The sequence below is a fragment of the Streptomyces sp. NBC_01235 genome (assembly GCF_035989285.1).
Taxonomy (GTDB): Bacteria; Actinomycetota; Actinomycetes; order Streptomycetales; family Streptomycetaceae; genus Streptomyces.
Window position 1 is genome coordinate 5,986,940 of sequence record NZ_CP108513.1, and the last position, 23,453, is coordinate 6,010,392.

General features: G+C 72.2%; 23 protein-coding genes. 7 read left to right on the forward strand and 16 right to left on the reverse strand.

Annotated features, from left to right (window positions below):
• Positions 1 to 42: 42 nt before the first annotated feature.
• Both OG289_RS26645 and OG289_RS26650 read left to right on the forward strand, forming a co-directional pair.
• Positions 43 to 858: a phosphotransferase gene (locus tag OG289_RS26645; RefSeq protein ID WP_327316544.1), complete on the forward strand. Its 816-nt coding sequence runs from the start codon at positions 43 to 45 to the stop codon at positions 856 to 858.
• Positions 852 to 1,265 (forward strand): MarR family winged helix-turn-helix transcriptional regulator, encoded by a 414-nt coding sequence (locus tag OG289_RS26650; protein ID WP_442818958.1) that lies wholly within the window; start codon positions 852 to 854, stop codon positions 1,263 to 1,265. The genes OG289_RS26645 and OG289_RS26650 overlap by 7 nt, the downstream gene beginning before the upstream one ends.
• Positions 1,266 to 1,567: 302 nt before the next feature.
• Here the strand turns inward: OG289_RS26650 and OG289_RS26655 are convergent, their stop codons facing one another.
• Complete coding sequence (locus OG289_RS26655) at positions 1,568 to 2,458, reverse strand: helix-turn-helix transcriptional regulator (protein WP_327316545.1); 891 nt, start codon at positions 2,456 to 2,458, stop codon at positions 1,568 to 1,570.
• Positions 2,459 to 2,597: 139 nt separating this feature from the next.
• Here OG289_RS26655 and OG289_RS26660 point away from each other — a divergent pair, with 139 nt between their 5' ends.
• A complete protein-coding gene (locus tag OG289_RS26660) occupies positions 2,598 to 3,377 on the forward strand; it encodes an NAD(P)H-dependent oxidoreductase (RefSeq protein ID WP_327316547.1) in 780 nt (259 codons plus the stop codon).
• A 186-nt stretch (positions 3,378 to 3,563) separates the two neighbouring features.
• Here the strand turns inward: OG289_RS26660 and OG289_RS26665 are convergent, their stop codons facing one another.
• The 9 genes from OG289_RS26665 to OG289_RS26705 form a co-directional block, all read right to left on the reverse strand.
• Positions 3,564 to 4,202: a GtrA family protein gene (locus OG289_RS26665; protein WP_327316548.1), complete on the reverse strand. Its 639-nt coding sequence runs from the start codon at positions 4,200 to 4,202 to the stop codon at positions 3,564 to 3,566.
• A gap of 152 nt (positions 4,203 to 4,354) precedes the next feature.
• Complete coding sequence (locus tag OG289_RS26670) at positions 4,355 to 5,968, reverse strand: NADase-type glycan-binding domain-containing protein (protein ID WP_327316549.1); 1,614 nt, start codon at positions 5,966 to 5,968, stop codon at positions 4,355 to 4,357.
• A complete protein-coding gene (locus OG289_RS26675) occupies positions 5,965 to 6,522 on the reverse strand; it encodes a phage tail protein (protein WP_327316550.1) in 558 nt (185 codons plus the stop codon). The genes OG289_RS26670 and OG289_RS26675 overlap by 4 nt, the downstream gene beginning before the upstream one ends.
• 67 nt (positions 6,523 to 6,589) lie before the next feature.
• Complete coding sequence (locus OG289_RS26680; protein ID WP_327316551.1) at positions 6,590 to 8,548, reverse strand: putative baseplate assembly protein; 1,959 nt, start codon at positions 8,546 to 8,548, stop codon at positions 6,590 to 6,592.
• The gene (locus tag OG289_RS26685) at positions 8,548 to 8,991 is read right to left on the reverse strand and encodes a GPW/gp25 family protein (protein WP_327316552.1); all 444 of its coding nucleotides are present in this window, start codon (positions 8,989 to 8,991) and stop codon (positions 8,548 to 8,550) included. Before OG289_RS26685 ends, OG289_RS26680 begins: the two co-directional genes overlap by 1 nt.
• A gap of 34 nt (positions 8,992 to 9,025) precedes the next feature.
• Positions 9,026 to 10,933 carry a VgrG-related protein gene (locus tag OG289_RS26690; RefSeq protein WP_327316553.1) on the reverse strand — a complete coding sequence of 636 codons (1,908 nt, stop codon included), beginning with the start codon at positions 10,931 to 10,933 and terminating at the stop codon, positions 9,026 to 9,028.
• Entirely contained in the window at positions 10,933 to 11,658 is a 726-nt protein-coding gene (locus OG289_RS26695) for a CIS tube protein (RefSeq protein WP_327316554.1), read from the reverse strand. The genes OG289_RS26690 and OG289_RS26695 overlap by 1 nt, the downstream gene beginning before the upstream one ends.
• A 72-nt stretch (positions 11,659 to 11,730) precedes the next feature.
• Positions 11,731 to 12,156 (reverse strand): phage tail protein, encoded by a 426-nt coding sequence (locus tag OG289_RS26700; protein ID WP_327316555.1) that lies wholly within the window; start codon positions 12,154 to 12,156, stop codon positions 11,731 to 11,733.
• Between the two features lie 71 nt (positions 12,157 to 12,227).
• The gene (locus OG289_RS26705; RefSeq protein WP_327316556.1) at positions 12,228 to 13,268 is read right to left on the reverse strand and encodes a hypothetical protein; all 1,041 of its coding nucleotides are present in this window, start codon (positions 13,266 to 13,268) and stop codon (positions 12,228 to 12,230) included.
• A gap of 190 nt (positions 13,269 to 13,458) precedes the next feature.
• On the opposite strand from OG289_RS26705, the gene OG289_RS26710 reads away from it, so the two are divergent.
• Positions 13,459 to 15,207, forward strand: a complete 1,749-nt coding sequence (locus OG289_RS26710; protein ID WP_327316557.1) for a hypothetical protein — start codon at positions 13,459 to 13,461, stop codon at positions 15,205 to 15,207.
• A gap of 854 nt (positions 15,208 to 16,061) precedes the next feature.
• Here OG289_RS26710 and OG289_RS26715 read toward each other — a convergent pair.
• The 5 genes from OG289_RS26715 to OG289_RS26735 all read right to left on the reverse strand — a co-directional run bounded on the left by OG289_RS26715 (position 16,062) and on the right by OG289_RS26735 (position 19,308).
• A complete protein-coding gene (locus OG289_RS26715) occupies positions 16,062 to 16,220 on the reverse strand; it encodes a DUF6760 family protein (RefSeq protein ID WP_020132885.1) in 159 nt (52 codons plus the stop codon).
• Complete coding sequence (locus OG289_RS26720) at positions 16,217 to 16,690, reverse strand: hypothetical protein (RefSeq protein WP_327316558.1); 474 nt, start codon at positions 16,688 to 16,690, stop codon at positions 16,217 to 16,219. Before OG289_RS26720 ends, OG289_RS26715 begins: the two co-directional genes overlap by 4 nt.
• Positions 16,690 to 17,133, reverse strand: a complete 444-nt coding sequence (locus OG289_RS26725; RefSeq protein ID WP_020132887.1) for a phage tail protein — start codon at positions 17,131 to 17,133, stop codon at positions 16,690 to 16,692. Before OG289_RS26725 ends, OG289_RS26720 begins: the two co-directional genes overlap by 1 nt.
• A gap of 62 nt (positions 17,134 to 17,195) precedes the next feature.
• A complete protein-coding gene (locus tag OG289_RS26730; RefSeq protein WP_327316559.1) occupies positions 17,196 to 18,782 on the reverse strand; it encodes a phage tail sheath subtilisin-like domain-containing protein in 1,587 nt (528 codons plus the stop codon).
• Positions 18,783 to 18,999: 217 nt separating this feature from the next.
• Positions 19,000 to 19,308 (reverse strand): GntR family transcriptional regulator, encoded by a 309-nt coding sequence (locus OG289_RS26735; protein ID WP_327316560.1) that lies wholly within the window; start codon positions 19,306 to 19,308, stop codon positions 19,000 to 19,002.
• Positions 19,309 to 19,720: 412 nt separating this feature from the next.
• Here OG289_RS26735 and OG289_RS26740 point away from each other — a divergent pair, with 412 nt between their 5' ends.
• Both OG289_RS26740 and OG289_RS26745 read left to right on the forward strand, forming a co-directional pair.
• The gene (locus OG289_RS26740) at positions 19,721 to 19,855 is read left to right on the forward strand and encodes a hypothetical protein (protein ID WP_327316561.1); all 135 of its coding nucleotides are present in this window, start codon (positions 19,721 to 19,723) and stop codon (positions 19,853 to 19,855) included.
• Positions 19,855 to 20,226 carry a hypothetical protein gene (locus OG289_RS26745; RefSeq protein ID WP_327316562.1) on the forward strand — a complete coding sequence of 124 codons (372 nt, stop codon included), beginning with the start codon at positions 19,855 to 19,857 and terminating at the stop codon, positions 20,224 to 20,226. The genes OG289_RS26740 and OG289_RS26745 overlap by 1 nt, the downstream gene beginning before the upstream one ends.
• Positions 20,227 to 20,952: 726 nt before the next feature.
• Here the strand turns inward: OG289_RS26745 and OG289_RS26750 are convergent.
• Complete coding sequence (locus tag OG289_RS26750; protein WP_327316563.1) at positions 20,953 to 21,537, reverse strand: hypothetical protein; 585 nt, start codon at positions 21,535 to 21,537, stop codon at positions 20,953 to 20,955.
• 461 nt (positions 21,538 to 21,998) lie between these two features.
• Here OG289_RS26750 and OG289_RS26755 point away from each other — a divergent pair, with 461 nt between their 5' ends.
• Entirely contained in the window at positions 21,999 to 23,414 is a 1,416-nt protein-coding gene (locus tag OG289_RS26755) for a hydrolase (protein ID WP_327316564.1), read from the forward strand.
• The last annotated feature ends 39 nt before the right edge of the window (positions 23,415 to 23,453 follow it).

Consider the following 23,453-nt stretch of genomic DNA (forward strand, 5'->3'; position numbering starts at 1 on the left):
CGTGGGGTCCGTGCCATGTGCCGATGAGCGAAAGTGAGTCCTGTGCCTACTACCCGTCTCGACTTCGCTGACCTGTCCGCCACCGTCCGCCGCGCCATTGAACGCGAGGCAGGGCATGTGCTGGCGGTGGAGGGTGTCTCTGGCGGCCTCAACAGTGAGCTGGCGGTGCGTCTGACGACCGAGTTCGGCGCCTTCCACGTCAAGGGGCTGCGCTCGGATCACCCGCGAGTCTGGACACAGGGACGGGAAGCAGCGATCAATCCGTACCTCCGAGGCATCGCGCCCAGGCTGTGCTGGCGACTGGAGATCGAGAACTGGGAGCTGCTCGGTTTCGAGTTCGTGGTCGGGCATCACGCCGACTACCGTCCGGACTCGCCGGACCTGTCGAAGGTCGCCGAGCTGTTGCGGTGCCTTGGGGAGGTGCAGTGCCCGGACATCGAACTGCGGGAAGCTCCCCAGCGTCTGGAGAAGTACGTGGCCCGGTCCTCCGATGTGGACCACTTCGCTGGGACTTCCTTGCTGCACACCGACCTGAACAACGACAACGTCCTGGTGGGCGAGGCCACCCACCTGGTCGACTGGGCCTGGGCCACGTGTGGTGCGCCCTGGCTCGATGCCGGGTACTGGGTGATCTGGCTCATGGCAGTCGGCGGTCACACTCCTGAGTCCGCCGAGAAGTGGGCCGGCGAGATCCCGGCCTGGCAGTCGGCGCCGACTCAAGGTGTCACGGCGTTCGCTGTCGCCAACGCCCGTCTGTGGGAGGAGATCGGCGGCGATGCTCCTGATGCGTGGACGAGCCGACTCGTCAGGGCGTCGCGGGGGTGGGCGGACTGGCGGACTCTCAGGGGCAGGTGCTGACCAACGCTGGTTCCGCTGCTTCGGAGAGGCCCACGTTGGACCGGGCCGCCGTGGCGATCCTCCGCCACCTCGCCGAGACCGACCCGCTGCGCCCCGGGATGCTCGCCGTGCGGCTGTCCGTGGAGGCCTCCCATGTCACGCGGCAGCTGCGGCAGTTGGAGAGGGCCGGTCTCGTCGTCCGCGTCGCGGACCCGGACGACCGGCGGGCCCAGCTCATCCAGCTCACCGAGGCGGGCCAGGGCGCGATCGACCGCATACGGGAGGCCGGCCGTCGCGGCATGAACGTCGCCCTGGCCGCCTGGGACCCGGACGACCTGCGGCAGCTCGCGACCCTCTTCCACCGCCTCGTCGACGACTTCGTCGCCCATGCCGAGACGCCGGTGGACGAGGGCCTGCCCGACGCGTGAGGTTCCCGTCCCGTCGTTCCCGTCTTGCTCAGGCCCGTTGCCCGCGGCCCTGGTAGAGGGCCGAGCCCGCGCCGAGCGAGACAACCGCCATGCCGATGCCCGTCGCGATGCGGGATCACCTTCGAGCGGCGCCGGCCGGTACGGATCTGAAGCAGGTAGCGGAACGGCTTCGAGGTGCAGACCGACCGGCGGCCGAAGCCGAACGTGGACCGGCTCGGCGCGCTCGGCGAGAGCGCGTCGTCGAAGTGGCTGCGCCAGAAACCTGTGACCGGTCGCGCGGTGGGCCGGGGACCGGAAAGCGGTCAGTGTCGAGGCGTTCCCGGCGGTGGGTGGGCGTCGTCGAGTTGCTCGCGGACCTGAGCGCTCACCCTGGGATGCGCGTCACCGCTGTCCGCGCCCAGGGCCGCGAGCAGCCGCAGCCCGTCCTCGGCGGGGCTGCCGGGGGCCGCGGACAGCACCAGCAGCTCCATGCCTGATGCGTCCGGTAGCGCGAAGTTCTCCTGGTGCAGTTCCAGCAGTCCGACCAGCGGGTGCCGGTACGCCTTGCGTCCATGTGCGCGGGCACGCACGTCCGCGCGGGCCCACAGGCGGCGGAAGCGCTCGCTGCCCATCGCCAGCTCGCCGATGAGCGAGGCCAGGCGGGGGTCCTCGGGGTACTTGCCGGCGGCCAGGCGCAGGTGCCCGACCACGTCGAGGGTGCATGTCTCCCAGTCCGCGTAAAGGCCGCGCTCGGCCTCCTCGAGGAAGATGTGCCGGGCGGTGTTCAGGCCCGGCATCGGCCGCCCGTAGAGGAGCCCGGCGAGGCGGTTCCCGGCGAGCACGTCCAGGCGGTGGTCCATGATCAGCGCGGGTGCGTCGGCGACCAGGTCGAGGACGCGCAGCAGCTCCGGCCGGACCCGCCCGCCCGGCGCCTTCGCGCGGCGGCGGCGCTGCCGGGCGAGCCGGTAGAGGTGCCCGCGTTCGGTCTCGTCGAGGCCGAGGACGCGGGCGAGCGCGTCGAGGACCTGCTCGGAGGGCTGGGTTGCGCGGCCCTGCTCCAGGCGTACGTAGTAGTCGACGCTGACTCCGGACAGGTGCGCGACCTCTTCGCGGCGCAGCCCTTCGACCCGGCGGCGGCTGTCGGTGGGGATGCCGACGGCCGCCGGGTCGACCCGGGAACGCCGGGTCCGCAGGAAGCCCGCAAGATCGTCCATGCCCCCAAGTATGGCCTCGGTGGTGCCCGTGAAGGTGGTCCTGCCATTACCAGGAAGTCCCGTCCGATGGAAGAGGAGCCCCTGAACGCCGGGCGCCGCGGTGCCCAGAATCGAAGGCACCAGATCCGAAGGAGTTCCCATGAAGACGCTGATCGTCTACGCCCACCCGGAGCCGAAGTCGCTCAACAGCTCGCTGAAGGACCTCGCGGTGTCCACATTGGAGAGCGCCGGGCACGAGGTACGGGTGAGCGACCTGTACGCGATGAACTGGAAGGCGGTCGTGGACGCCGCGGACTACGGCCCCGACGCCTCAAGTCCGCTGAAGGTCGCCCTGGACTCGGGCCGGGCCTTCGACGCCGGGACGCTCACCCCGGACGTCCTCGCCGAGCAGGAGAAGCTGCTGTGGGCCGACACGATCATCTTCCAGTTCCCGCTGTGGTGGTACACGATGCCCGCGATCCTCAAGGGCTGGGTGGACCGGGTGTTCACCTACCACTTCGCGTACGGCGTCGGCGAGCACAGCGACACCAGGTACGGCGAGCGCTTCGGCGAAGGCACCCTCGCGGGCAGGAAGGCTCTGCTGTCGGTGACCGCCGGCGGCCCGGAGTCGCATTACGCCGCTCGCGGGATCAACGGCCCCATCGACGATCTGCTGTTCCCGATCCACCACGGCATCCTTTACTACCCGGGCATCGAGGTGCTGCCGCCGTTCGTGCTGTACGGCACCGACCGGATGACCGGCGAGGACTACCCGGACGTCGCCAAGGCCTGGGAGCAGCGCCTGCTCACCCTGGAGTCGACCGAGCCGATCGCGTTCCGGCGGCAGAACTTCGGTGACTACGAGATCCCCTCGCTGCACCTGAAGGAGGCACTGGAGCCCGCGGGCCGCACGGGTTTCGGGCTGCATGTGCGCGGCTGAGGGCGATGGCCTGGTCCGTGACCCGGTCGGCGAACTCGCGGTCGTCGGATACGAGAGGGCCCCACCTTGCGAGCGGGGCCCTCTTGGTCAACCAGCTTGTCGGGGCTTCTCGGCAGGAGCCGGTGGTGCGACCGGCGGCAGCAGTACCAGGGGAGTGGTCGCCGGGCCGGGGAGGCCGACGCCGGTTCAGCTCGGGCTGAGGATCGCCGTCAGCGCGTTGGCGCGGGCGGGAGAGCGGTGGCCGGTGTGGACGGGGGTCCGGCGGGGGCGGGTGATGGTCGTGGTGCCGGCGAAGGCCGGGGCGGCCGGTGCCGGTGCGGCGGCCGGGATCTGCCGGGCGGCCGGAGTCTCCGGTGTGATGGGCATCGCCGGCGTGGTCTCCGGCGTCTTCCGGTCGCCGCCTGTCGCGAAGACGAACAGGCGCAGGATCAGGAAGCGGCCTATGCCGGCGAGGCCGGAGGCGGAGAGGTAGACGAGCTGCTCGGTGAGCATGCTGGGGGAGGACTGGATCGCGTGGAGGGCGAACACCGCCACGGAGGTCGCCGCGTAGGCCGCCGCCGCCGAACCCGCGGACTGCCAGTGGCGGCGCAGGCCGGCGCGGCGGCCTGCGCGGAAGGTGTAGCGGGCGTGGAGCTCGGTGCACAGGATCGTCGAGGCGATGGTGATCAGCGCGTTCGACAGGGTCCACGGCATCAGCGTCGCCAGCAGGGGGACGGCCAGGCTGGAGAGGACTCCGGTGCCGCCGCCGAAGACCACGAAACGGAAGAAGGAGGCCAGGGGGCCGGGGGTCGCCGCGTCCGGCGTGGGGGAGGTCAGCGACTTCACGGCGGTTCCTTCCGTGGTGGACGAACTAGCTTGCTTAACTCAGGCAACTATAAATAGCTTGCTTGACTTACGCAAGTACATGCCGGGAAGGAAAGGGAAGGGCCGCGGCTGACGGGGGTCCTCCCGTCAGCCGCGGCCCCCTGGTTCGGCCGTCAGGACGCGTCCGCGCTCGACCGTCCGAAGAACTCGATCTCGGCTATCGCCACCTGCTTGCTCGCGGAGACCGAGTACGACGACTCGATCGTGAAGCGGACCTTGGTGACCTCGCCGACGCGGAAGGCGCGCCGCTGGGCGCCCGCGCTCTGGTCCAGGGTGAGTGTCCGGGTCGTGGTCTTGCCGTCCTTCAAGGTGATCGTCGCCTTGATGCGGTGAGGGAGCGCGGAGTCGTCGAGCTGGTCGGGGCGGACCGACGTGCCCGACGTGATGATCAGGTCCAGCAGGCGGGTCGGCTGGTCGAAGCGGGCCTCGATCCACTCGCCCTCGCCCGACTGCGAGACACCGGGACCCCACCAGGTGTTGTTGATCCTGTCGAAGGCCAGCTCCGGCTTGTGCCCCGGGTAGGAGCGTGACGCGGCGAACGTGTCCGGGACCACCGGGGCGCGCTTGGCGAAGTGGTCGCGGGTGGCCTGGATCGCGTCCGGTGTGTTCACCCCGGCGATGATCAGGAGGGTGAGGACGACCGCGGCCAGCACCCAGCTGACGATGCGGTCGAACGTACGGCGCAGGCGCGGGCGGTCGCCGGCCCAGGGGGTCTCGCCGTTGCGGTTGAACAGGCGACGCCACCAGGGGAGGCGGACCGAGGAGCGGTCCTCCAGGGTCATGGGCATCGCGCAGCGGACGCAGAAGTGCCGGTCGGGGTTGTTGGGGGTGGCGCACCAGGGGCACGCGACGCCGTAATGCTCGCCCTGGACCGGGCCGGGGGCGCGGACCTGCGGCCGGTCCGCGACCGGCCTGCCCGGCAGGACCGGGGCGACCGACGGGGGCGCGGCGGGGCGGGGCTCCGCGTCGGCGACGGGGACGAGAAGGGAGCGGGCCCGCGCGGCCATCGTGTCGCCCAGGGCGGGCGCGGCGGGGGTGGGGGCGGTCTCGTCGGGAGCCGGGGCGGGCGCCGAAGCGGGGGCCGGGTTCGGTGCGGTGCCTGACGGAGCGGCGGGGCCGTCCTCCGGCGGGATGACCGGGAGGGGGGTTTCCGTGGTGTCCTCGTCGTCCGAGTCGTGGTCGTCTTCCGCCGGTGCGGCGGTGGACGTGGTGGGTTCGGGGGCGGTGACGGTATCGGGGGCCTGACGGGAGACGGCACCGGAAGCGGAACCCGCGGCGGCCTCCGGCCCGGCAGCACGCGACGGCGCCGGTGTGCCTTCCCCGGAGGGGGAGCCCGCCCCGGCCCCGGGGGCGTACGCGGACCCCGAGCCGGTGGCGGTACCGGTACCGGTGCCGGTGGCGGCACCTGACCCGGAGCCGTACGCGGTGCCGGACCCCGACCCGGACCCGGACCCGGGATCGGCCCCCGAGCCCGAGCCCGAGCCCGAGCCCGAACCCGCGCTTGAACCCGCGCCCGCGCCCGAGCCCGAGTTCGCGCCCGCGCCCGCGCCCGAGCCCGCACCCGCACCCGAGCCCGTGTCCGCACCCGACGCGGCCCCCGCCGCCGTTCCCGCCCCAGCCCGTGCCGTGGCTCGGTCTGTCCAGCTCAGTACGGCGCCGCAGGCGTCGCAGAACGACTGGCCGGGCTCGGCGCGCGTGCCGCACTCGGCGCAGTTCTGGGTGGTCATCTCTCCGGGGTCCTTTCGGCGGCGGTCACCTTGACCGTGTACGGCATGTGGGCGGGGCGGGCGGCGGCCACGAGGGTGTCGAGGCGGTGCTCGTCCGCCGGGCCCGGGTCGGGCAGGCGGAGCGTGACGTACAGGTGGGGGCGGTGGTCCCCCGGGAACGGGCCGAGCGGGCGGGCGCTCCAGCCCGATCCGCCGCTCTCGTCGATCTCCGGTTCCACGCCGAACGCCAGGCGGATGGCCTCCGACAGGCCTCGGCGCGTGCCGCGTACCCGGTGCAGGTACGCGGCCGCCGCGACCGCGGCCCGCAGTCTCGGCTCCGGTTCCGTGCCGTCGGTCTCCGCGCCGACCCAGCCCGTCAGCCAACGGGTGAAGTCGACCGGGGCGAGGGCCGGGTCGAAGTAGGCGGGCAGGCAGTCGAGGACGTTGAGGATGGGGGCGATCACCTCGTCCAGGCCGGCCACGAAGCGTTGCGCGAGGTCGTCGTCCGCGAAGACGGCCGGCAGCATCGTGCCGATCGGGACGGACGAGCCCAGCCCGTCGACGGAGCCCCTCAACGTTCCGTCCCCTTCCGTGAGTCCCGTGAGTCCCGTGAGTCCCGTGAGTTCCAGGAGTTCGAGCCCCTCACGAGCCGTCTCCGATCACTCGGACCCGGTGGTCGTAGGAGAAGACGAGTGCCGGGGCGGCCAGGTCGATGCGGTCGGTCGCCTCGCCGCGCTTGCCCGTCAGGGGGTCGGCGGGGTGGAGCGTGACCTGGTCGACCAGCTCCACTCCCGGGACCCGCTGGAGCACCGCGAAGACCTCACCCGACTGCACCGGGCGGCCGAACGGCCAGCCCTTTCCGTCCGCGCCGCCGGTCAACGGGTCGAGGTGGCGGTAGAGGGCGTCGTGGGCCTGGCGGCGGACCCGGTCGGTGTCGACGCCCCGGAAGGCGTGCACCGTCGCCACGACCGTCACGCCCTGGTAGTACGGCGGGCCGACCGCCAGCCTCGTGCCGATCAGGCGGCGTTCGTCGAGGTGGCGGGTGATGCGGTCCAACAGGGAGTCGCCGGGGACGAGTTGCTCGAACCGCAGACGGCCGCCGGGGTCCGGGACTGCCTGCGGGACCACCAGCACCCTTACGGCATAGGAGCCGTGTTCGTCGGGCTCGCCCTCCAGGCAGGTGATGCGGGCCGTTTCCGGCGCCGCCCGGTGGGCCAGCTCCTCGTAGTCGCGCAGGGTCACCGCCCGCTCCTGGGCGCGCAGGGTGATGGGCGCGCGGAGTTTCGCCTCCTCGACCGTCTCGCCGTCCACCCCGCCGCGCGCGGCCTCGCGGTTGACGACCTCCGAGACGTACGGGACGGACGTCCGGAGTACCTGTACGGCGCCCCTCGCCACGTTGCCGGACCGGCCGCCGCCCGTGCGGTAGCGGCGGGCGCGGATGACCGAGCCCTTGGGGGCGACGGCGCCGTACTGGCGCAGTGTGCCGTCGGGTTCGCGGACGGACGGGCCGAAGGCGATCTCGCCGGTGGCCGCGTCGAGGGTGACGTGGCGGTCGTGCGGGCCGGAGGCGGCGAAGTGCGGGACGACCTGCCAGTCGGTCCAGCCCTCGTGTTCGGCGGTTTGCAGCAACAACGGCGGGTCGTCGCCGACCACCGGTGCGTGGGTGAGGGCGAGGCGCTGGCCCGGCAGGCCGGTCGACTCGCCGAGGGCCTCGTCGTGGACCGTCTCCGCGTGGACGGCGGGGGCGGTGCCGCCGACCGTGAAGACCTCGGCGGAGCGCACGGTCGGGGAGGTGGTGTAGAAGGGCTGGCCGGGGAGGGGCTCGGTGACGCGGCAGCGCAGCCAGCCGGCCTCCTGGCCGCCGGAGCGGGACAGGACGTGGCCGCCGGGGATGTGCAGGACCACCTCGCCGGGGCGGTTGAGGCCGCCCGTGCCGTCGCGGTCGACCTCGCACTCCTGCCAGCCGTCCTCCGTCCAGGCTTCCCAGACGAGCGGCGGCTGGCGCGGGTCGACGCCGACGCCGTCCACCTGGCTGTCCAGTTCCAGGACCACCGCGCAGTGCGGGACGGCGGCGCTCAGGCCGAACAGCATGCAGTCGCCGGGCTGCGGCGCCTCGGCGAAGCAGAGCAGGTCCTTGCCCTCGGTGAGGTCGGTGGTCCTATCGGTGACCGGCTCGCCCCGGTGCTGCACGACGAGGTGGCTCAACTGACAGGGCACGACGCTGAGTTCGCGTTCCGTCGCGAAGACGACCGCGTCCTCGCTCTCCGTGCGGACCGTCGCCACCTCCGTGCCGACCGGGAGGAGGACCGGCTCCTCCTGGGGCGCCGACAGCCAGAAGGTCACCTCCGTGCGGGCGGCGGACGGCGGGAAGAGGCGGATGCCGACCAGGTCGAGGAAGGCGAGGTGGTTCTTCTCGGGGACGCGGTTGAGGCGGTAGACGATCTGGTCCGCCATGTGCGCGACCGTCTCGACGAGCGTCACGCCCGGGTCGGAGACGTTGTGGTCGGTCCACTCCGGCGCGCGCTGCTGGATGTAGCGCTTGGCGTCGTCGACGAACTGCTGGAAGCGGCGGTCGTCCAGGTTGGGGGAGGGCAGGGCCATCAGCGGTCGCTTTCGGAAGCCGTACCGGAGGAGCCGGGCAGGTCCGGCTCGTCGTGGGACGGAATGACGTAGAAGGGGAAGACGAGGCTGCGCGGGTTGTTGGTGCCGCGGATCGCGTAGCGGACGTCGATGAAGAGCACGCCCTGTTCGGCGCCCGCGGTGACCTCGACGTCGGTGACCTCGATGCGCGGTTCCCAGCGGTCCAGGCTGGCGTACACCTCGTGCTGGATGCGGCCGGCCGTCGCCTCGTTGACCGGCGCGAAGACCAGGTCGTGGATGGCGCAGCCGTACTCCGGGCGCATCGGGCGCTCGCCCGGCGCGGTGGCGAGGATGAGCCGGATCGCCTCCTCGATCTCGCGCTCCCCGCTGACCAGGGCGATGCCCCCCGTGGGGCCGATGCGCAGGGGGAACGCCCAGCCGGACCCGACGAACTGTTCGGCCATCAGACGGCCACCTTCTCCTTCTTCCGACCGGCCGTCACGGCAGCGGGTACGGCTTGGCGTTGACGAGTACGGCGCCCTGGAGCATGAGGGTCGCGGCCCGGATGCCCACGTTGGCGGTGGAGTTGACCTGGATGGTGGCGCCCGCGCTGAACGTGGCGGCGCCGCCCGCCTTGAGGTTGAGCAGACCGGCCGCGTCCACCGACACCACACCCGTCAGGGACCTGATGTTGACGAGGTTGCCCCGGAGGGTGAGGGAGCCGCCGCTCCTGATGGAGAGGTTGCGGCCCGCGGAGAGGGAGAGGTCGGTGCCGGCCTTGACGGACACGGCCCTGCTGCCCTTGATGCTGACCGTGCCCTTGCTGTCCACGGTGATCTCGGTCTTCGTCCGGTCCATGTTGATGACGAGCTTGTCGTCGCCGGTGGTCACCCGCACCCCCTGCTTGCGGCCGCCGGTCTTCTGGCTGAGCAGGTCGACGCGGTTGCCGTCCCGGTCGGAGAGGGTGTGCCGGGCGGCGCGGCGTCGGGCGCCGTCGTGCAGCGGCACGTCCTTCACCGGGGTCGGCTTGTCCTTGCCGTTGTAGAGGCCGCCGATGACGTACGGGTGGTCGAGGGCGCCCCGGTCGAAGGCGACGAGCACCTCGTCGCCGACGTCGAGCGGGAAGATGGACCCGCCCTCCTTGCCGCCCCACTGCACGACGCGTGTCCAGTCGCTGATGTAGGTGTCGTCGAGCCAGGGGAACTGGAGCTTCACCCGGCCCTGCTTGAGGGGGTCCTGGATGTCGGTGACGAGGGCATTGGTGGTGCCGGGGAGATGGAGCCCGTTGGTCGTGGTCCCGCCGCCGCCGGAGGCCAGCCCGTACAGCGACCGCCACTGCCGTCCGCTGACGGTGACCCAGGCCTCGTAGTGCTTGCCGTCACCGAAGACGTGCCGCACGGAGGTCGCGGTGTACTTGCCCTCGAAGGGGTCGCCGACGTCGGCGAGGGTGACGGGCAGGCCGGGGCGGAGCTTCGGGGTGCCGCGCGCGATGACCTCCAGCTCGGCGAAGGAGCCGGTGACGTCGTCGGCGAGGGCCTCGGCGGCGAACTTCACCTCCGACTGACGGTCGTACGGCGTCTGCGCGTCGACCAGCTTGGCCGGCTTGAACTTGGCGGCGGCCTCGCCGGGCGTCGTCCCGATGCTGATGCCGGGGTTGGTCTTCGCGGGCGCGGTCGCGGTGAGCTTCTTCTTGGTCGTCACGTCCCAGCCGCGCGCCTCGACCGTCCCGACCTGCTCGGCGGCGGTGACGGCGGCGCGCAGGCGCAGGATGTCGGTGCCCGCCTCGAGGACGAAGGGGCTCTTGTCGCCGGGGGTGGAGGTGGGCGGCGCGCCGGACGCCGGGTCGGGCTTGAGGAACTGGAACTTCCCCTTCGCGTCGACCGACATGACCATCTCGTTCTCGTCGGCGAGCCGGGCGAGGAAGTCCCAGTCGGTGACGTTGGCCTGGCTGATGAACTCGTAGACCGTCTTGGTGGACTGGATCTTCCCGATCGGGACCCCGTCCTGCGCGGCCAGCTTGCGGGCGATGTCGGAGGCGCTCTGGTTGCGGTACGCGGCGACCCGGCGCTGACGCATCAGACGGTGGCCGAAGTCGTAGCCGCGGATGACGGTGAAGGTGCCGGTACCGTCGTAGTCGGCCTCCAGACCGCAGACCTCGCCGGTGAGGAGCGGATCGGCGGCGCCCTTGCCGTCGGCGATCGGGGCGAGGACGACGGGGGTGCCGAACTTGACGCCCAGCTTGCCCAGGACCTGGCGGTAGGGGTCGCGGAAGGTGAGCCGGAACGCGGCCGGCACACCGAGACCCTGGTCGACCCAGCCCTCGACGAGGAGCGGCGCGAAGTCGACGGGGAGCGGACGGCCCCCGAGGGTGACCTGGATGACGCTGGAGAACGCGGACTGGACCACTAGTAGCGCACCTCCTCGACGGCGGGCAGCACGAGCTCGATGCCCGTCGGCAGACGGGAGGGGTCGTCGATGCCGTTGATCTCGGCGATCGACCGCCAGGCGGACGCGTCCCCGTACTCGCGCCAGGCCAGCGACTGGAGGGAGTCGCCGGCGACGACGCGGTGCACGCGCTGCGCGGTCAGCGCGCCGGACGTCGGGTTCTGGCCCTTCGTCTTGCTGGGGATCTCGTGCAGGCGCACCTGGCAGGTGGCGCGGATGGGGACGCCGGTCGTGCCGAAGAGCGAGTACGTGACGTCGATGCTGCTGACGTAGGCGGTGAAGCGCGCCGTGGAGAACGAGCCCCACTGGAACACCACCCAGGGCGGTGAGGGCTGCTTGGCGGCGATGCTCTTGGTGGTCACCTCGCAGCACTCCAGCAGCGACTCGACCTTCTTCAGGACGGTGTTGCTGCCGGGCTGGTCGGACGAGTCGAGGAAGATCTCGACGGTCATCTCGCGGGGCTCGGGGCCCATGAACTCCGGTACGGAGCCGTCACGGACGGCCGCCGTGGGCGTGACCTTCCACTGGGCCCGGCGGCCGAGCTGGAGCTGCGACGGGTTGAAGTCGAACCCGAAGGACTTGATCAGCCCGCCGGGGGTGGTGCTGGTACCGACCGGCGGTTCGTGGATCGCGAGGGTGGCACGGACCAGGCTCTTGCCGGCGCCGCCTTTGCTTCCCTTGGCCATGACGTCCTCGTCTTTTGCTTGTCTGTTGCCAGTCGGTTGTCAGTCGGTCGTCGGTCGGCCGTCAGCCGGTTGCTAGTCGGTGAAGCCGTGGTGGGTGATCTCCAGGACCTCCGTGGCCACGCCAGGGCTGTCCGGACTGAGGGACGGCCCCTGCCAGCTGACCGGCAGGACGTCGATGAGGCCCCACCGGGCGACCTCCGAACCGTCCGCGCGCAGCGCGGCGATCTGGGCGGTCGGCCGGGTCACCCCCGTGGTGACCGAGGAGATCCACTTGGCGACCTTGGTGGTGTCCGGCGTGAGGGGACGGGTCAGCCGGATCGTGGAGAACGTGACCCGGGAGGGCAGCGCCCAGACGAAGCCGTTGTTGCCGCCCTCCTGGCGGTGCTCGATCTCCACCTGGGACGACAGCCCCTCACACCCGTTGAAGTAACCGAGGCTCTCGCCGTCGATGGTCAGGGTGAAGAAGATGGTGGAGCCCGGGTCGAGATCGGAGGGCATCGGGGGCCTGGCCTTTTCTGGGAGGGGCGGGGAGGGGCGGTTCCGGGAGGGGGCGGGCGGTGAGTGGTGGGTCAGTGGCGGGGATCGCGGAGTCGGCCGATTCGTTCGCGGTCGAGGCGGAGTTCGGTGCGCAGCAGGCGGGTGATGCGGCCGGTCAGGCGGTGCGTCAGCTCGTCGAGCTGGAAGTCGGTGAGAGCGCGGGGATCGAAGCCGGGGTGCGCCTCGTCGGGGGTGGGGCGGTCCGCGTTCCGGTCGGCGCCGGGAGGCGGGCCGGCGGCGGGGCGGTGCGCCTTGGAGGGGGTGCTCTTGGGCGCGCTCTTGGAGGTGTTCTTGGCTGCGGTGAAGGGCGGCGGCGGTGTGGCGAGGCGTTGGATCGCGAGGGTGGAGGTGGGGGCGGGCGGCAGCGCGGTGGGGGGTGAGGGAGGCGTCGGGGCGGGCGCCGCCTGGGGTGCCGGTGGGCCGGCGGGGCGTACCGGGGCGGGCAGGGGGCTGCGCTGGATGGCGGGGGGCGCGGTCGGGAGGGGAGCCGTGGGGGGCGGGGTGGACGTGGTGGTGGAGATGGGGGTGGGGTACGGGCGGGCTGTGGGGTGGCCTGTGGTGGTGCCGGGCATGGTGCGGCGCAGGGGTACGGGGGCCGTGACCGCGCGGCGCTGTACGGCCGACGGGGACACCGGAGGGCGTCCGGTGAGCGGGACAGGGGGTACCGGGGGCGCGGTCGTCGTCCTGGGGGGCGTGGGGCGGACCGTGCGGGTGGCGGTGGGCAGTGGCACGGCGGGTTGGGAGGCCGGGGAGACCGGGCGGTGCACCGGGACGCCGGTGCGAGTGCCGGTGACTGTGTCCGTGGACGCGGCGGCGGGGAGCGGGAGTTGGGGGGCACCGGGTGTGGTGGTGCGTTGCGCGACGGGGGGCGTGACTGCGGGGCCGGTCGTCGTACGGGCCGCGGTGGTCCCGGGCGCGCCGGGGATGCCGCTCGGTGCGTCGAGGGGCTTCGCGTCGGCGGGGCGGGTGGAGAGGGGAGCGCCCAGCAGGGGGCGGGAGGGCGGTGCGGGGGGCGTCGGTGTGGCGGCGCGCTGGACGGGGGCGCCGAGGGGGGTGGGGTGAGGGCGCTGCACGCTGGGCGGGGGAGCGGCCACGGGGGATGGAGCGGCTGAAGGTACGCCGGGGGTCGCCGCCGGGCGCGGTCGGTCCGGGGGGAGGCTCGTGGGGGCACCGAGACCTGTCCGGCGTCCGGGCGCGGGTGCGGCGGAGACGGCCCGCTGAACGCTCGACGCGGACACGTAACCGGGCGCGGCAGACGGGGAGTTGACGGAAGGGCGCGCGGGGAGGGACCCCGGGCCGGGCTGCGACGGCGCCGAGCCGCTCGCGTCCACGGGGCGGGCGGAGGCACGGGGCGCGGGGGCGGCGGGGCGCGTCGCTGTGGTGGTGGCGAGTGGGGTGGCCGCCCCGGGCGGTGTTGCCGCGCGCTGCGCGCCGAGGGACGGCGTACGAGCACCTTCGGCCGAGGTGGGGCCGGAGGTGGAGGGGGAGCTGGAGGGGGAGCCCGAGGCGGGTGTCGTTGCCGCGCGCTGCACGCCGAGGGACGGCGTAAGAGCACCGTCGGTCGAGCCGGTGCCGGAACCGCGGTCGGCCGACGACCCGGTGCGGGCATCGGCGGCGGGAGCGGAGCTTGGGGCGGGGGAGGGGCGTCTGCTCACGGGGTGGGACGCGGACACGTCGGAGCGCGGGGCGGGCGGGCTCTGGGCGGGTGCCGGCGACGGGCCGCGGTCGGCGCCGCCCGGCCGAGGCACGGCGCGACCGCCGCTCGGCGTCGACGGCGCCGTACGCCCCGCGACGGCACGCTGCACGCCGGGACCGGCGCTGCCCGTCGTCGTCGCAGGGGACCCGGCGGCGGAGCCGACGGACGGAACGGTGCCCGCCCCCGACGCGACAGGCGGCTTCGCCGTGCCCGGTGAGGCATCCGGGGACATCGCTGCATCCGAGGGCGCCGGGAACGACTGGGCCGAACCGGTTCGCACGGCAGGCGTGACACCGACCGCAGCCGGCGGACCGGAGACCGTACCGGCGTCACCTGCGCCCTGCACCGCTCGCTCCGGGGCGACCGGATGCCTGGTGGGCGTCGCAGGAAGGGCCGGCGTACTGCTGCTCTCCGCACGGGAGGCACGTGAGGTACTGGGAGTGGTGGCGTCCCCGCGCCGGGGAACGGCCCGCTGGATCCCGACGGGTTGCCGCGATGGCGTGCTGTCCGTTGCGGTGGGGGTGCTGGTCGGAGTGGTGTCTGCCTGTCGGGGCGTGGCGCGCGGCGTGCTCACCGGCTGGGGCGATGCCGCGCTGCCCTCTGCCGCGGGGGAGTTGGCCGGGGTGGAGTCCGCGTGTGCGGGTATCGCGCGCTGGATGCTCACCGGCCGGGGGGACGGCGTGCTGCCCGTGTCCGTGGGGGAGTTGGCCGGGGCGGAGTCCGTGTGTCCGGGTACCGCCCGCCGAATCCCGACGGGCCGGGTGGATGACGTACTGCCCTCTGCCGTAGGGGAGTCGGCCGAAGCGGTGGTGTCGGCATGCCGGCGTATCGCGCGCTCGATCGTCACCGGTTCGCTGGATGGCGCACGGCCGGTTGAGGCCGGGGCTCCGGCCGGGGCGTTGCCTTCGTGCCGGGCTATCGCGCCCTGGATCCCCAGCGGTCGCTGCGATGCCGTACTGCCCGTGTCCGTGGGGGAGTTGGCCGAGGCGGCGCCCTCGTGCCGGTGTGCCGCCCGCTGGATCTCCACCGACTGTCCGCCGGTCGCCGGGGCAGGAGACGGCGTCGCACCCGCGACTGTCCCCGCCCTCGGCCCCGCCGTCGCGGGAGCCGCAGCAGCGCTCGGGCCCGGTCGCGGGCCGGGCGCGGGTTCCTTGCCGGTCGCCGTGGCTCCGCCGTCGGTGTCCGTACCCCGGCCGGAGGCCCGGCCGGATCCGCTGCCGGCGGACGGCGACACGGACGTGGACGACGTGGACGTGGACGACGTGGAAGCGGACGCGGTCGCGGACGCCGGCCGGGCAGGCAGCGTCCGCCGCTGAACCGGCGCGGACACGGACCTCGTCAACGGAGCCGGGCCCGTCGTCGGGGCAGGGCCGGCCGGGGAGACACGGATGCCCCGTGCCGGGAAGGCCGAAGCCGCGGCGGGAGCGGCCGGCTCCGCCGGTCGCGACGGCACCACAGGCACCGCCAGGGCAACCGGAGTCGCCGGAACCGGGGAAGCCGTCGGGTACGTGGGCGCGGGGGTGGGCGTGGACGCCCTCGGCGCCGCACTCGCGTGGACCCGTTCCGAAGCCGAAGCCAGGCCCGAAGCCGAAGCCGGCCCCGAAGCCGAACCCAGGCCCGGTGCCAGCCCCGGAGCCGAAGCCAGCCCCGAAGCCGAAGCCAGGCCCGGTGCCGGCCCCGGAGGCGACGCCAGACCTGGGGGCGAAGGCGGACCCGGGGTCGCCGGAACGGCACGCTGTAGTGGTGTCGGGCGAGGCGGCGCGGCCACCCGCTCGGGTTCCGCGACCTGCGGAGTCGCCCGCAGGCTGCTCATCAGGCCGCCCGGGGCCGCGTCCAGCACCGCGTGGGAACGGGTGCCGATGAAGGAGGGGTTCTGCCAGGTGGCCAGTCGGCCGCCGAAGCCGGAGTCGGCGACGCCCGCCGTCCCCGTGACCGTCGCCCGCTGGATGGGCGGCAGCGCCGACCAGGCGGCCGGGACGACGCGCGGCGCCGAACCGGAGCCGCCCGCCGAAGCCGAGCCGCCGACGTCGGCACCCGCCGCCGACCTACCGGCGCCACCGTCTGCCGAAGCCGAAGCCGAAGCCGAACCGTCACCGCCCGCCGACGGCGTACCCGAGTCACCCCCGCGCCCCCCGCGCCCGCCCCGCAGCCGTTCCAGGAAGCCCATGCCTCAGCCCTCCGCCCCGCCCCTGGTCACCAGGGACGCGATCTGGTCGGCGTAACGGCGCCGGTCGTGGTGTTCCAGGTCCAGGATCTCGTCCTGGCCCCAGTGGAAGTGGTAGGCGACGTACGCGATCTCCTCGTGCAGCCGGTCGGTCGCGTACGTCACGATTCCCCCAGGCGGCTCCCGCCGAGTTCCACCTCGAAGGGCTCCGAGCAGTGCGGGCACTGCACCGAGGCGCGGGTGTGGCCCTCGGCGTTGACCTGGCGGTAGAAGTCCTGGAGGAACGCCAGGTCGGAGGCGAACATGTTCTCCACCACCCCGTCGTGGACGAGCGGAAGGGTGCCGAGGCGGGTGATGACCCGGCCGAGTAGGACCACCGACAGGTACGCGGGGTTCTCCTGGACGCGGATGTCCCGGAGCGGGACGAGTTCGTCCCGCGCCGTCGCGAGGCGCATCACGCCGTCGCGGTGGACCGTGCCCGCCTCGTCGACGTAGCCGCGCGGCAGCTCGAAGGGGAACTCCGTCTGCAGCCGGTACGCCGCCGGGGCCGGCGCGGGCGCCGCCGGCGGGAGCGGGGCGGCCTCCTGAGGCTGCTCCGCTCCCGCCACCGGCCCCCGTACAGCCGTACGCCGCATTACTCGATGACCAGTTCTTCGAACGTGATCGTCACGGTCTCGGTCAGCGCGGAGGCCTCGCCCGCCTTCACCGAGCTGGTGTCGATCTTGCTGCACCAGGCGTTGCGCATGTTGTACCGCTTGACCGGGTTGTTCTGGTAGTCCATCACCATGATCGTGGCGTTCTTGCGGGCGGTGCCCATCACGCCGTTGATCGACTCGGTGATCCACTGGTTGAACGCGGCGGACTGGGTCATACCGCGCACGACCGTGCAGGTGCCCGCCTTCTTCACGCCCGGCAGCTTCTTGGTGACCGGCTTGCCCTGCGCGGAGACCTGCTGGTACTCGATGACGTCCTGTTCGAGGCTGAGGCCGCTGACCTCGGCGAGGTACTCGACCATCACGCCGTCGATCTGCAGGCCGAAATTGTGTGAAGTAAGGGCGTCACCCGGCTGGAGACTCATCTGGCTGTCCTTCTAGGGGAGTTGACTGCGGTCTGCGGAAGTGGAGGGGTGCCTGGGGGCGCCTACTCCTCCAACTCCCCGCTTCCGCTCTGGAACTGGGCCAGCCGGAAGATCACGAACTCGGCCGGCTTGACCGGTGCGATGCCGATCTCGCAGACCACCCGGCCGAGGTCGACCGACTCCGGCGGGTTGGACTCCTCGTCACACTTGACGTAGTACGCCTCCTCGGGACGGGCGCCGAACAGCGCGCCCGCACGCCACTCGTTCACGAGGAACGCGGAGACGTTGCGCCGGATCCGGGCCCACAGGGCGTGGTCGTTCGGCTCGAACACCACCCACTGGGTGCCGATCAGGATCGACTCCTCCAGGTAGTTGAAGTACCGGCGGACGTTCAGGTAGCGCCACGCCGGGTCGGAGGAGAGGGTGCGGGCGCCCCAGATGCGGATGCCCCGGCCGGGGAACGCCCGGATGCAGTTCACGCCGATCGGGTTGAGGAGGTCCTGCTCGCCGCGCGTGATCTGGATCTCCAGGTCCACCGCGCCGCGCACGACCTCGTTCGCGGGAGCCTTGTGGACGCCGCGCTCGGAGTCGTTGCGGGCCCACACGCCGGCCACGTGACCGCTCGGCGGGATCAGCCGCGCCTGGCCGGAGGCCGGATCGAAGGACTTGATCCACGGGTAGTACAGGGCCGCGTACTTGGAGTCGTAACCGGCCGTCTCCTGGCGCCAGACCCGGATCTGACGGGCGTTCAGGCCGGGCGGCGGGTCGATGATCGCCACGCGGTCGCCCATCAGCTCGCAGTGCGCGATCAGGCCGAGCTGGACGGCCTTGACGGCCTCCAGGTCGATCGCGCCGCGCTGGTAGGCGGCCATCAGGTCGGGCACCGCGACCATGGACACCTCGTCGACGGCCTCCAGGCCGCCGAAGCCGGTGCGGTCGGAGCTGTCGCCCAGGTACTGCGCGGGGCCGACGGAGACGACCTCGTCGGCGCCCGCCGGGACGGCCGGGGTGCCGGCCGCCGGGGCGGACGGCAGCGCGACGGTCTGGTTCTCCGGGCGGACCAGCTGCGCCGCCGGCGCGGCCTCGGCCACCGTGATGAGCTTGGAGCGCTCCTTGACCTGCGTGACGACGTAGGAGCGGTTGCCCTTCTTCGCCGACACGTCGAACGTCTCGACGGCCTTGTCGCCGTCCTTGACGATCAGCTTGAAGCGCTCTGCGGGGCCCTCGCCCTCCGCGTCCGCGACCTCGACGCTCAGGTTGCCCGGCGCCAGGGCGGTCACGCTGAACGTGCCGAGCTGCTTGGGCTCACCGGCGGGCAGCGCGGCCGGGGCGGCGGAACCGGTCACGGCCGCCGGGGACTTGGCGTCTCCGGCCGCACCCGCCGGGGAACCGCCGACGCGGACGACGTAGGCGGCCGAACCGCCGTTGTTGAAGAACCCGTAGACGGAGTGCGCCAGGTAGTAGCCGTCGGTGAAGTCACCGAACGCCGCCACGTACTGGGTCCAGTTGGTCACCAGGGTCGGCTCGTTGAGCGGGCCGGTCGGGGCGAGCCCGACGAAGGCCGCCACCGAGGTGCCCACTCCCTCGATCGGGCGGGAGCCGCTGGCCACCTCCTCGACGTATACGCCGGGCGACAGGTAGGACGGCATGCTGTGCTCTCCTCGGGGTACGCGTCAGGACGTCTTTCACCGTCACGCGCGAAGCGCGTCCGTCGAAACGGCCCCGGGGGCACGTCCGGGGGCACGGTTGGTGCCCATGAGGGCAACGTGCCGGGCCGTACCCGGGGGTGGGCGGCTCCCTGAAACGCCCCGGAGGCGGTGCGGGCTCGTCAGTGAAGGGGTTGCGCGACACACCGCGTGGCCCTTCTCAGTCGTTCGGTCCGCCCTCTTGTCCGCCCTCCTCGGGCGCGTCGCTGGGTGGCGGCTCGACGACGAAGGACCCCTTGCCGCGGACAGTGACGATCAACCCTCGCTCGCGAAGTTCCTGTGCGGCCCGCCGTGCCGTGAGTCGCGCTACGCCGTACTCGTCAGCGAGGTGGTTCTCCGAGGGGATGGGCCTGTCTGGAGCCAGCTCCCCAGACGCGATCTTCTTGGCGATGACGTCGGCCAACTGTACGTAGAGGGGTCTCGCGCTCATCGGATCGAGGATGGCTTCCGGCTCTTCTGTATCGCTCATATGTCCAACGTAGAGCAGCAGGGATCTGCACGATCGTGTGGAGCCCTCTGCACTTGTATGCAGAGGGCTATAGCTCGGTGTAGCTTTCAAGATGGAAAGACCCCGGCGAGGTGAGCTAGACCTCCCGGGGCATGGCCAACGCCGCATAGGAGCGTCGACATGCACGACCTTATCCGCCGCACCCTCGAATGGGTGCGCCTTCTCTTCGCGCCCGGCGCAGGCAAACGGCGCCGCACTCACCGCCATCCCCACCTCTGCCTGCACTTCACCGCCGTACGCCACCACTCCACCCCCCTGCCCCCGCACATCCCCCTCCACCACTCCACCCCCCGGCCCCCGGCCCCCGCACATCCCCCTCCACCGCTCCCCGTACGGCCTCTTCACCCCCCTCGACGGCACCGATTCCCTCCTTGTGCGCCCCTACCTCACCGCGCTCGACCGGGAGGCCGCGCTCCAGCAGCGCCGCCGTCTCGCCCTCGTCCTCGCCGCCGGCTTCGGGATCGACCTCGACCAACACATCGTCGACGCGCACGGAGTGGCCGCCTGATGGAATACCTGAACGGCGTGACCACCGCCCGACTCCTGCCCTGGCCGACCCCCGAGGGCAGACCCTGTTACCTGGTGACCGACGACAACGGCAGCCGCCTCTCCCGTCTCGCCGACGACCTGGAGGCCGTCCAGCTCGCCACCGGCACCGACGTGCTCGGCCTCGCACGCCAGGTGCTGGACGACCCCGGGTCGCCGTACGCCGAGGTCCGCTGCGCAGGCATCCGGCTTGCCGAGTGCCTGACCGACGCCCTGCGCGTCGCCGAGTCCCGCGGCAGGCGCCTGCCCACATCGGACACTGCGGACGACGAAGAGGACGAAGGCGGCCACAGGCAGCCCATGGCCGAGGGGCGGGGCGAGCCACGGCCGTAACCACCTCGCATCGCGGAAGCCCCTCGGCGACGACCTCGACCTGACGTCGAACAGGTGAACGGAAGCGCGTACGCGCTGGAGACCGCAGACCGTTCCGCCCGCCACGGACCTGAGTTCACGATGACGTGTATCTCAGTTCACGGCGGGAGGCTCCCGCGCGGCGTAGTGGGCGTGCAGCGCGGCTTCGCTGCCCGAGCCCATTGCGGTCGATCACGACGTGGCCGAGTGCCAGGCGACGGCGCAGTAATTGCGGCGTACAGCCGAGAAGCGCATGAGCAGCGTCAGTGATCAAGGCCGGACGCGACTCAACTTGGACTTGCGTTCCGACGCCGACGTAAGCATTCCTGGGCAAGTCCTGGAGGAGATGAGTACGTCGCCAATGTATTGCTGCGCCTGACTCGGAACCTGGGCGAGAGACCTGGGCGGTGCGGTCTTCTGCCCGGTGCCTATCGGGCGGGGGTGTCCCGCGCCGGAGTGTGACACTTCGGCGCGGAGTGTCACACTCCCGCGCCGCATCTGCACGGGGACCCAGCGCGTCCGCGCACCGCTCAAACTCGAAGACCCGGTAACACGGGCCATTCCGCACGGGTCCGCGCTCGACAGCCTGGACGATGGGTTCGCCACACGCGTGATTCGCGGCTCGCGGACGCCCACCACCGAGTGGCATGAATCGATGCGCCTCGGCAAACAGGCTTCGTGAGGTGGTCTTTCTGTGACTTGGGGGTGTCAGGCCATGAGCTGATCGGCCTTGTGGCGCAGTTCCTCGGCTACGGCTGTGCCGTGGAATCGGTTCAGCCGCAGCCGCATGTCTTCGACGGCGCCGCGGACTTTCACGGAGCGGATGCCGTCAGCGCATTCGATGAACTCGTTCCACGCGGACAGGGTGCCATCCATGTCACGTTGCCGGAGGCGCACGCCGCCGAGGTCGGCGAGGACGATGGCGCGAGTGCGTCGCCGGTCCAGCCCGTGGATGTCCAAGGCAAGGTGTAGATGGTCTTCAGCCGCGTCGAGGTCGCCGGGGCGGGAGAGGATCATGCCGGATTCGTGGGCCCATCGGCCGGGCGAGTAGTGAGCGGCCCAGGATTCGCCGGATTCGGCGGGAGAGCGGCTGATGGCTGTCTCGGAGAACGCAAGATGTCGGGTGGCGGTGCGTCGGTCGTCGTCCTGAGCTGCGGCGTTGGCGAGTGTGGCCGGCGAATCCCTGCCGCTGGCGTGGCGGCGCGGAAAGAGGCTGATGCGTCTCCGCCTGGAACAGGCCGGGTACTCCCGCGAGGTCGTCCACCCGCCGCTGCGGGAGAACTTCGCAGCCACCTGTGAAGCGGCCATGCTTCAAGACGGCCTGCCACTGCTGTCGCGATGGCTGCCCGGATCGATCCTCACCCTTCAGGGCCTGTTGGACCCCGCCGTGCTGAGCGCGGAATGCGCAACCGTAGCCACCACTGGGCACGGGGCCGGCGAGCTGTACCGGCCCCTGGCTTTGGAGGCCGCCCTACAGCTCCCTGGCCACACCGACGTTGGCGCCGACATCGTGAAGCAGGTTCAGCCCGGCCGGCCTGACCGAGACCGCGTTCGACAGCTGCCCTGAGCCCGTCCCTCTCCTCCCACAGGGGCCGCAGCTCGCTTCGGGCCAGTTCCAGGTCGGCGGTGTCACTCCCCGCTCGTCCGCGTCGGTCTGCTTTCGACCAGGAGGGCAGCCTGGCCGGTCCTGCGGGGCACGCACCCTGCCCCCTCGCTTCTGACCCCGCCCGCCGCCCTCCCCGTAACGTCGCCGCGTGAGCCTGTGGACTTCCCTCGAACCCTCCTCCGTCACCGTCGACCCCGGCAGCCGGGCGACCGTACGGCTGCGTGTGCGCAACACCGGTGACGTGGTGGACGAGTACCGCTTCGAGCCGGTGGGCGCGGTGGCGCCGTGGACGACGGTGGAGCCGCAGACGCTGCGTCTCTATCCGGGGACGACGGGCACGGTGGAGCTGACCTTTGCCCCGCCCCGTACCCCGGACGCGACGGCGGGGCCGAACCCGTACGCCGTGCGTATCACGCCGACGGAGCATCCGGAGGCGGTGACCGTCCCGGAGGGGAATCTGACGGTCACGCCGTTCACGGAGGTGCGGGCGGAGCTGGTCCCGCCGACCGTGAAGGGACGCTTCCGGGGACGTCCGCGTCTCGCGATCGACAACATCGGCAACACCCGCGTCACCGCCTCGCTCAGCGGCAGCGACACCGGGGACCGGCTGTCCTACGACCTCCAGCCGGGCAACGTGCAGATCGAACCGGGGCGGGCCGTGTTCGTCGACGCGACGCTCCGCCCGCGCCAGATCATCTGGTTCGGGTCCAAGGAAGAACAGCCGTACGCGCTGAACGTGCAGCGGTCGGGCGCGGTGCCGTTGTCGGTGGACGGGACGTTCGTGCAGCGCGGGTTCCTGCCGCGCTGGCTGGCGACCGCGCTCAGTCTGAGCGTGGCCCTGGGGATCGCGTTCGTGATGATCTGGCTGGCGTACAAACCGCAGGTCAACACCAGCGCCAAGGAGAAGCTCGCGGCCGGCGTCAGCACCCTGGCGCCCAGCCCCTCGGCGACGCCCAGTGCCCCGGCCCTGGTACCCACCCCGACGGCGCCGGCCGTGGTCGAGGCGCCCGCCACCAGCCAGGCCCCGGCCGACGGCGGGGGCGGGGGCGGGGGCGGGGGCGGCGGGAGCGAGTCGAAGGCCCCCGCGAAGCCCAAGCAGGAGACGGCGGCCGACGCCGTGAACAAGCTCGCGGCGCGCAGCGACGGGCGCCACATCTGCTACCGCGCCTATGTGGCGGACCGGGGCTGGCAGGACCCGGTCTGCGACGGCGCGATCGCCGGTACGACCGGCAAGAACCTGCCCATCAAGGCCCTCAACATCGCCACGGCGAGGACCGGCGGTGTCACGGGCAACGCCGCCCATGTGGTCGGGGGCTGGCTGACCGGCGACAAGTGGTCGAAGGCCGGCGACGGCGTCAACATGTACATGGGCTCCAGCAAGCCGGCAGTCGCGGCGATGGAGGGCTACACGATCAAGACGATCGAGGGCTCCGTCTGCCAGAACCCGCACATCAAGGACCGGGGCTGGCTGGGGAACGGCTGCACGAAGCCGGGCGACTGGATCTACGGCGGCAGCCCCATGGAGCAGAAGCTCCAACTGGAGGCGGTCCGCTTCACGGTCTGAAACGCTCAGAAGCGGGCCTGGAAACGCTCTGAAACCGTG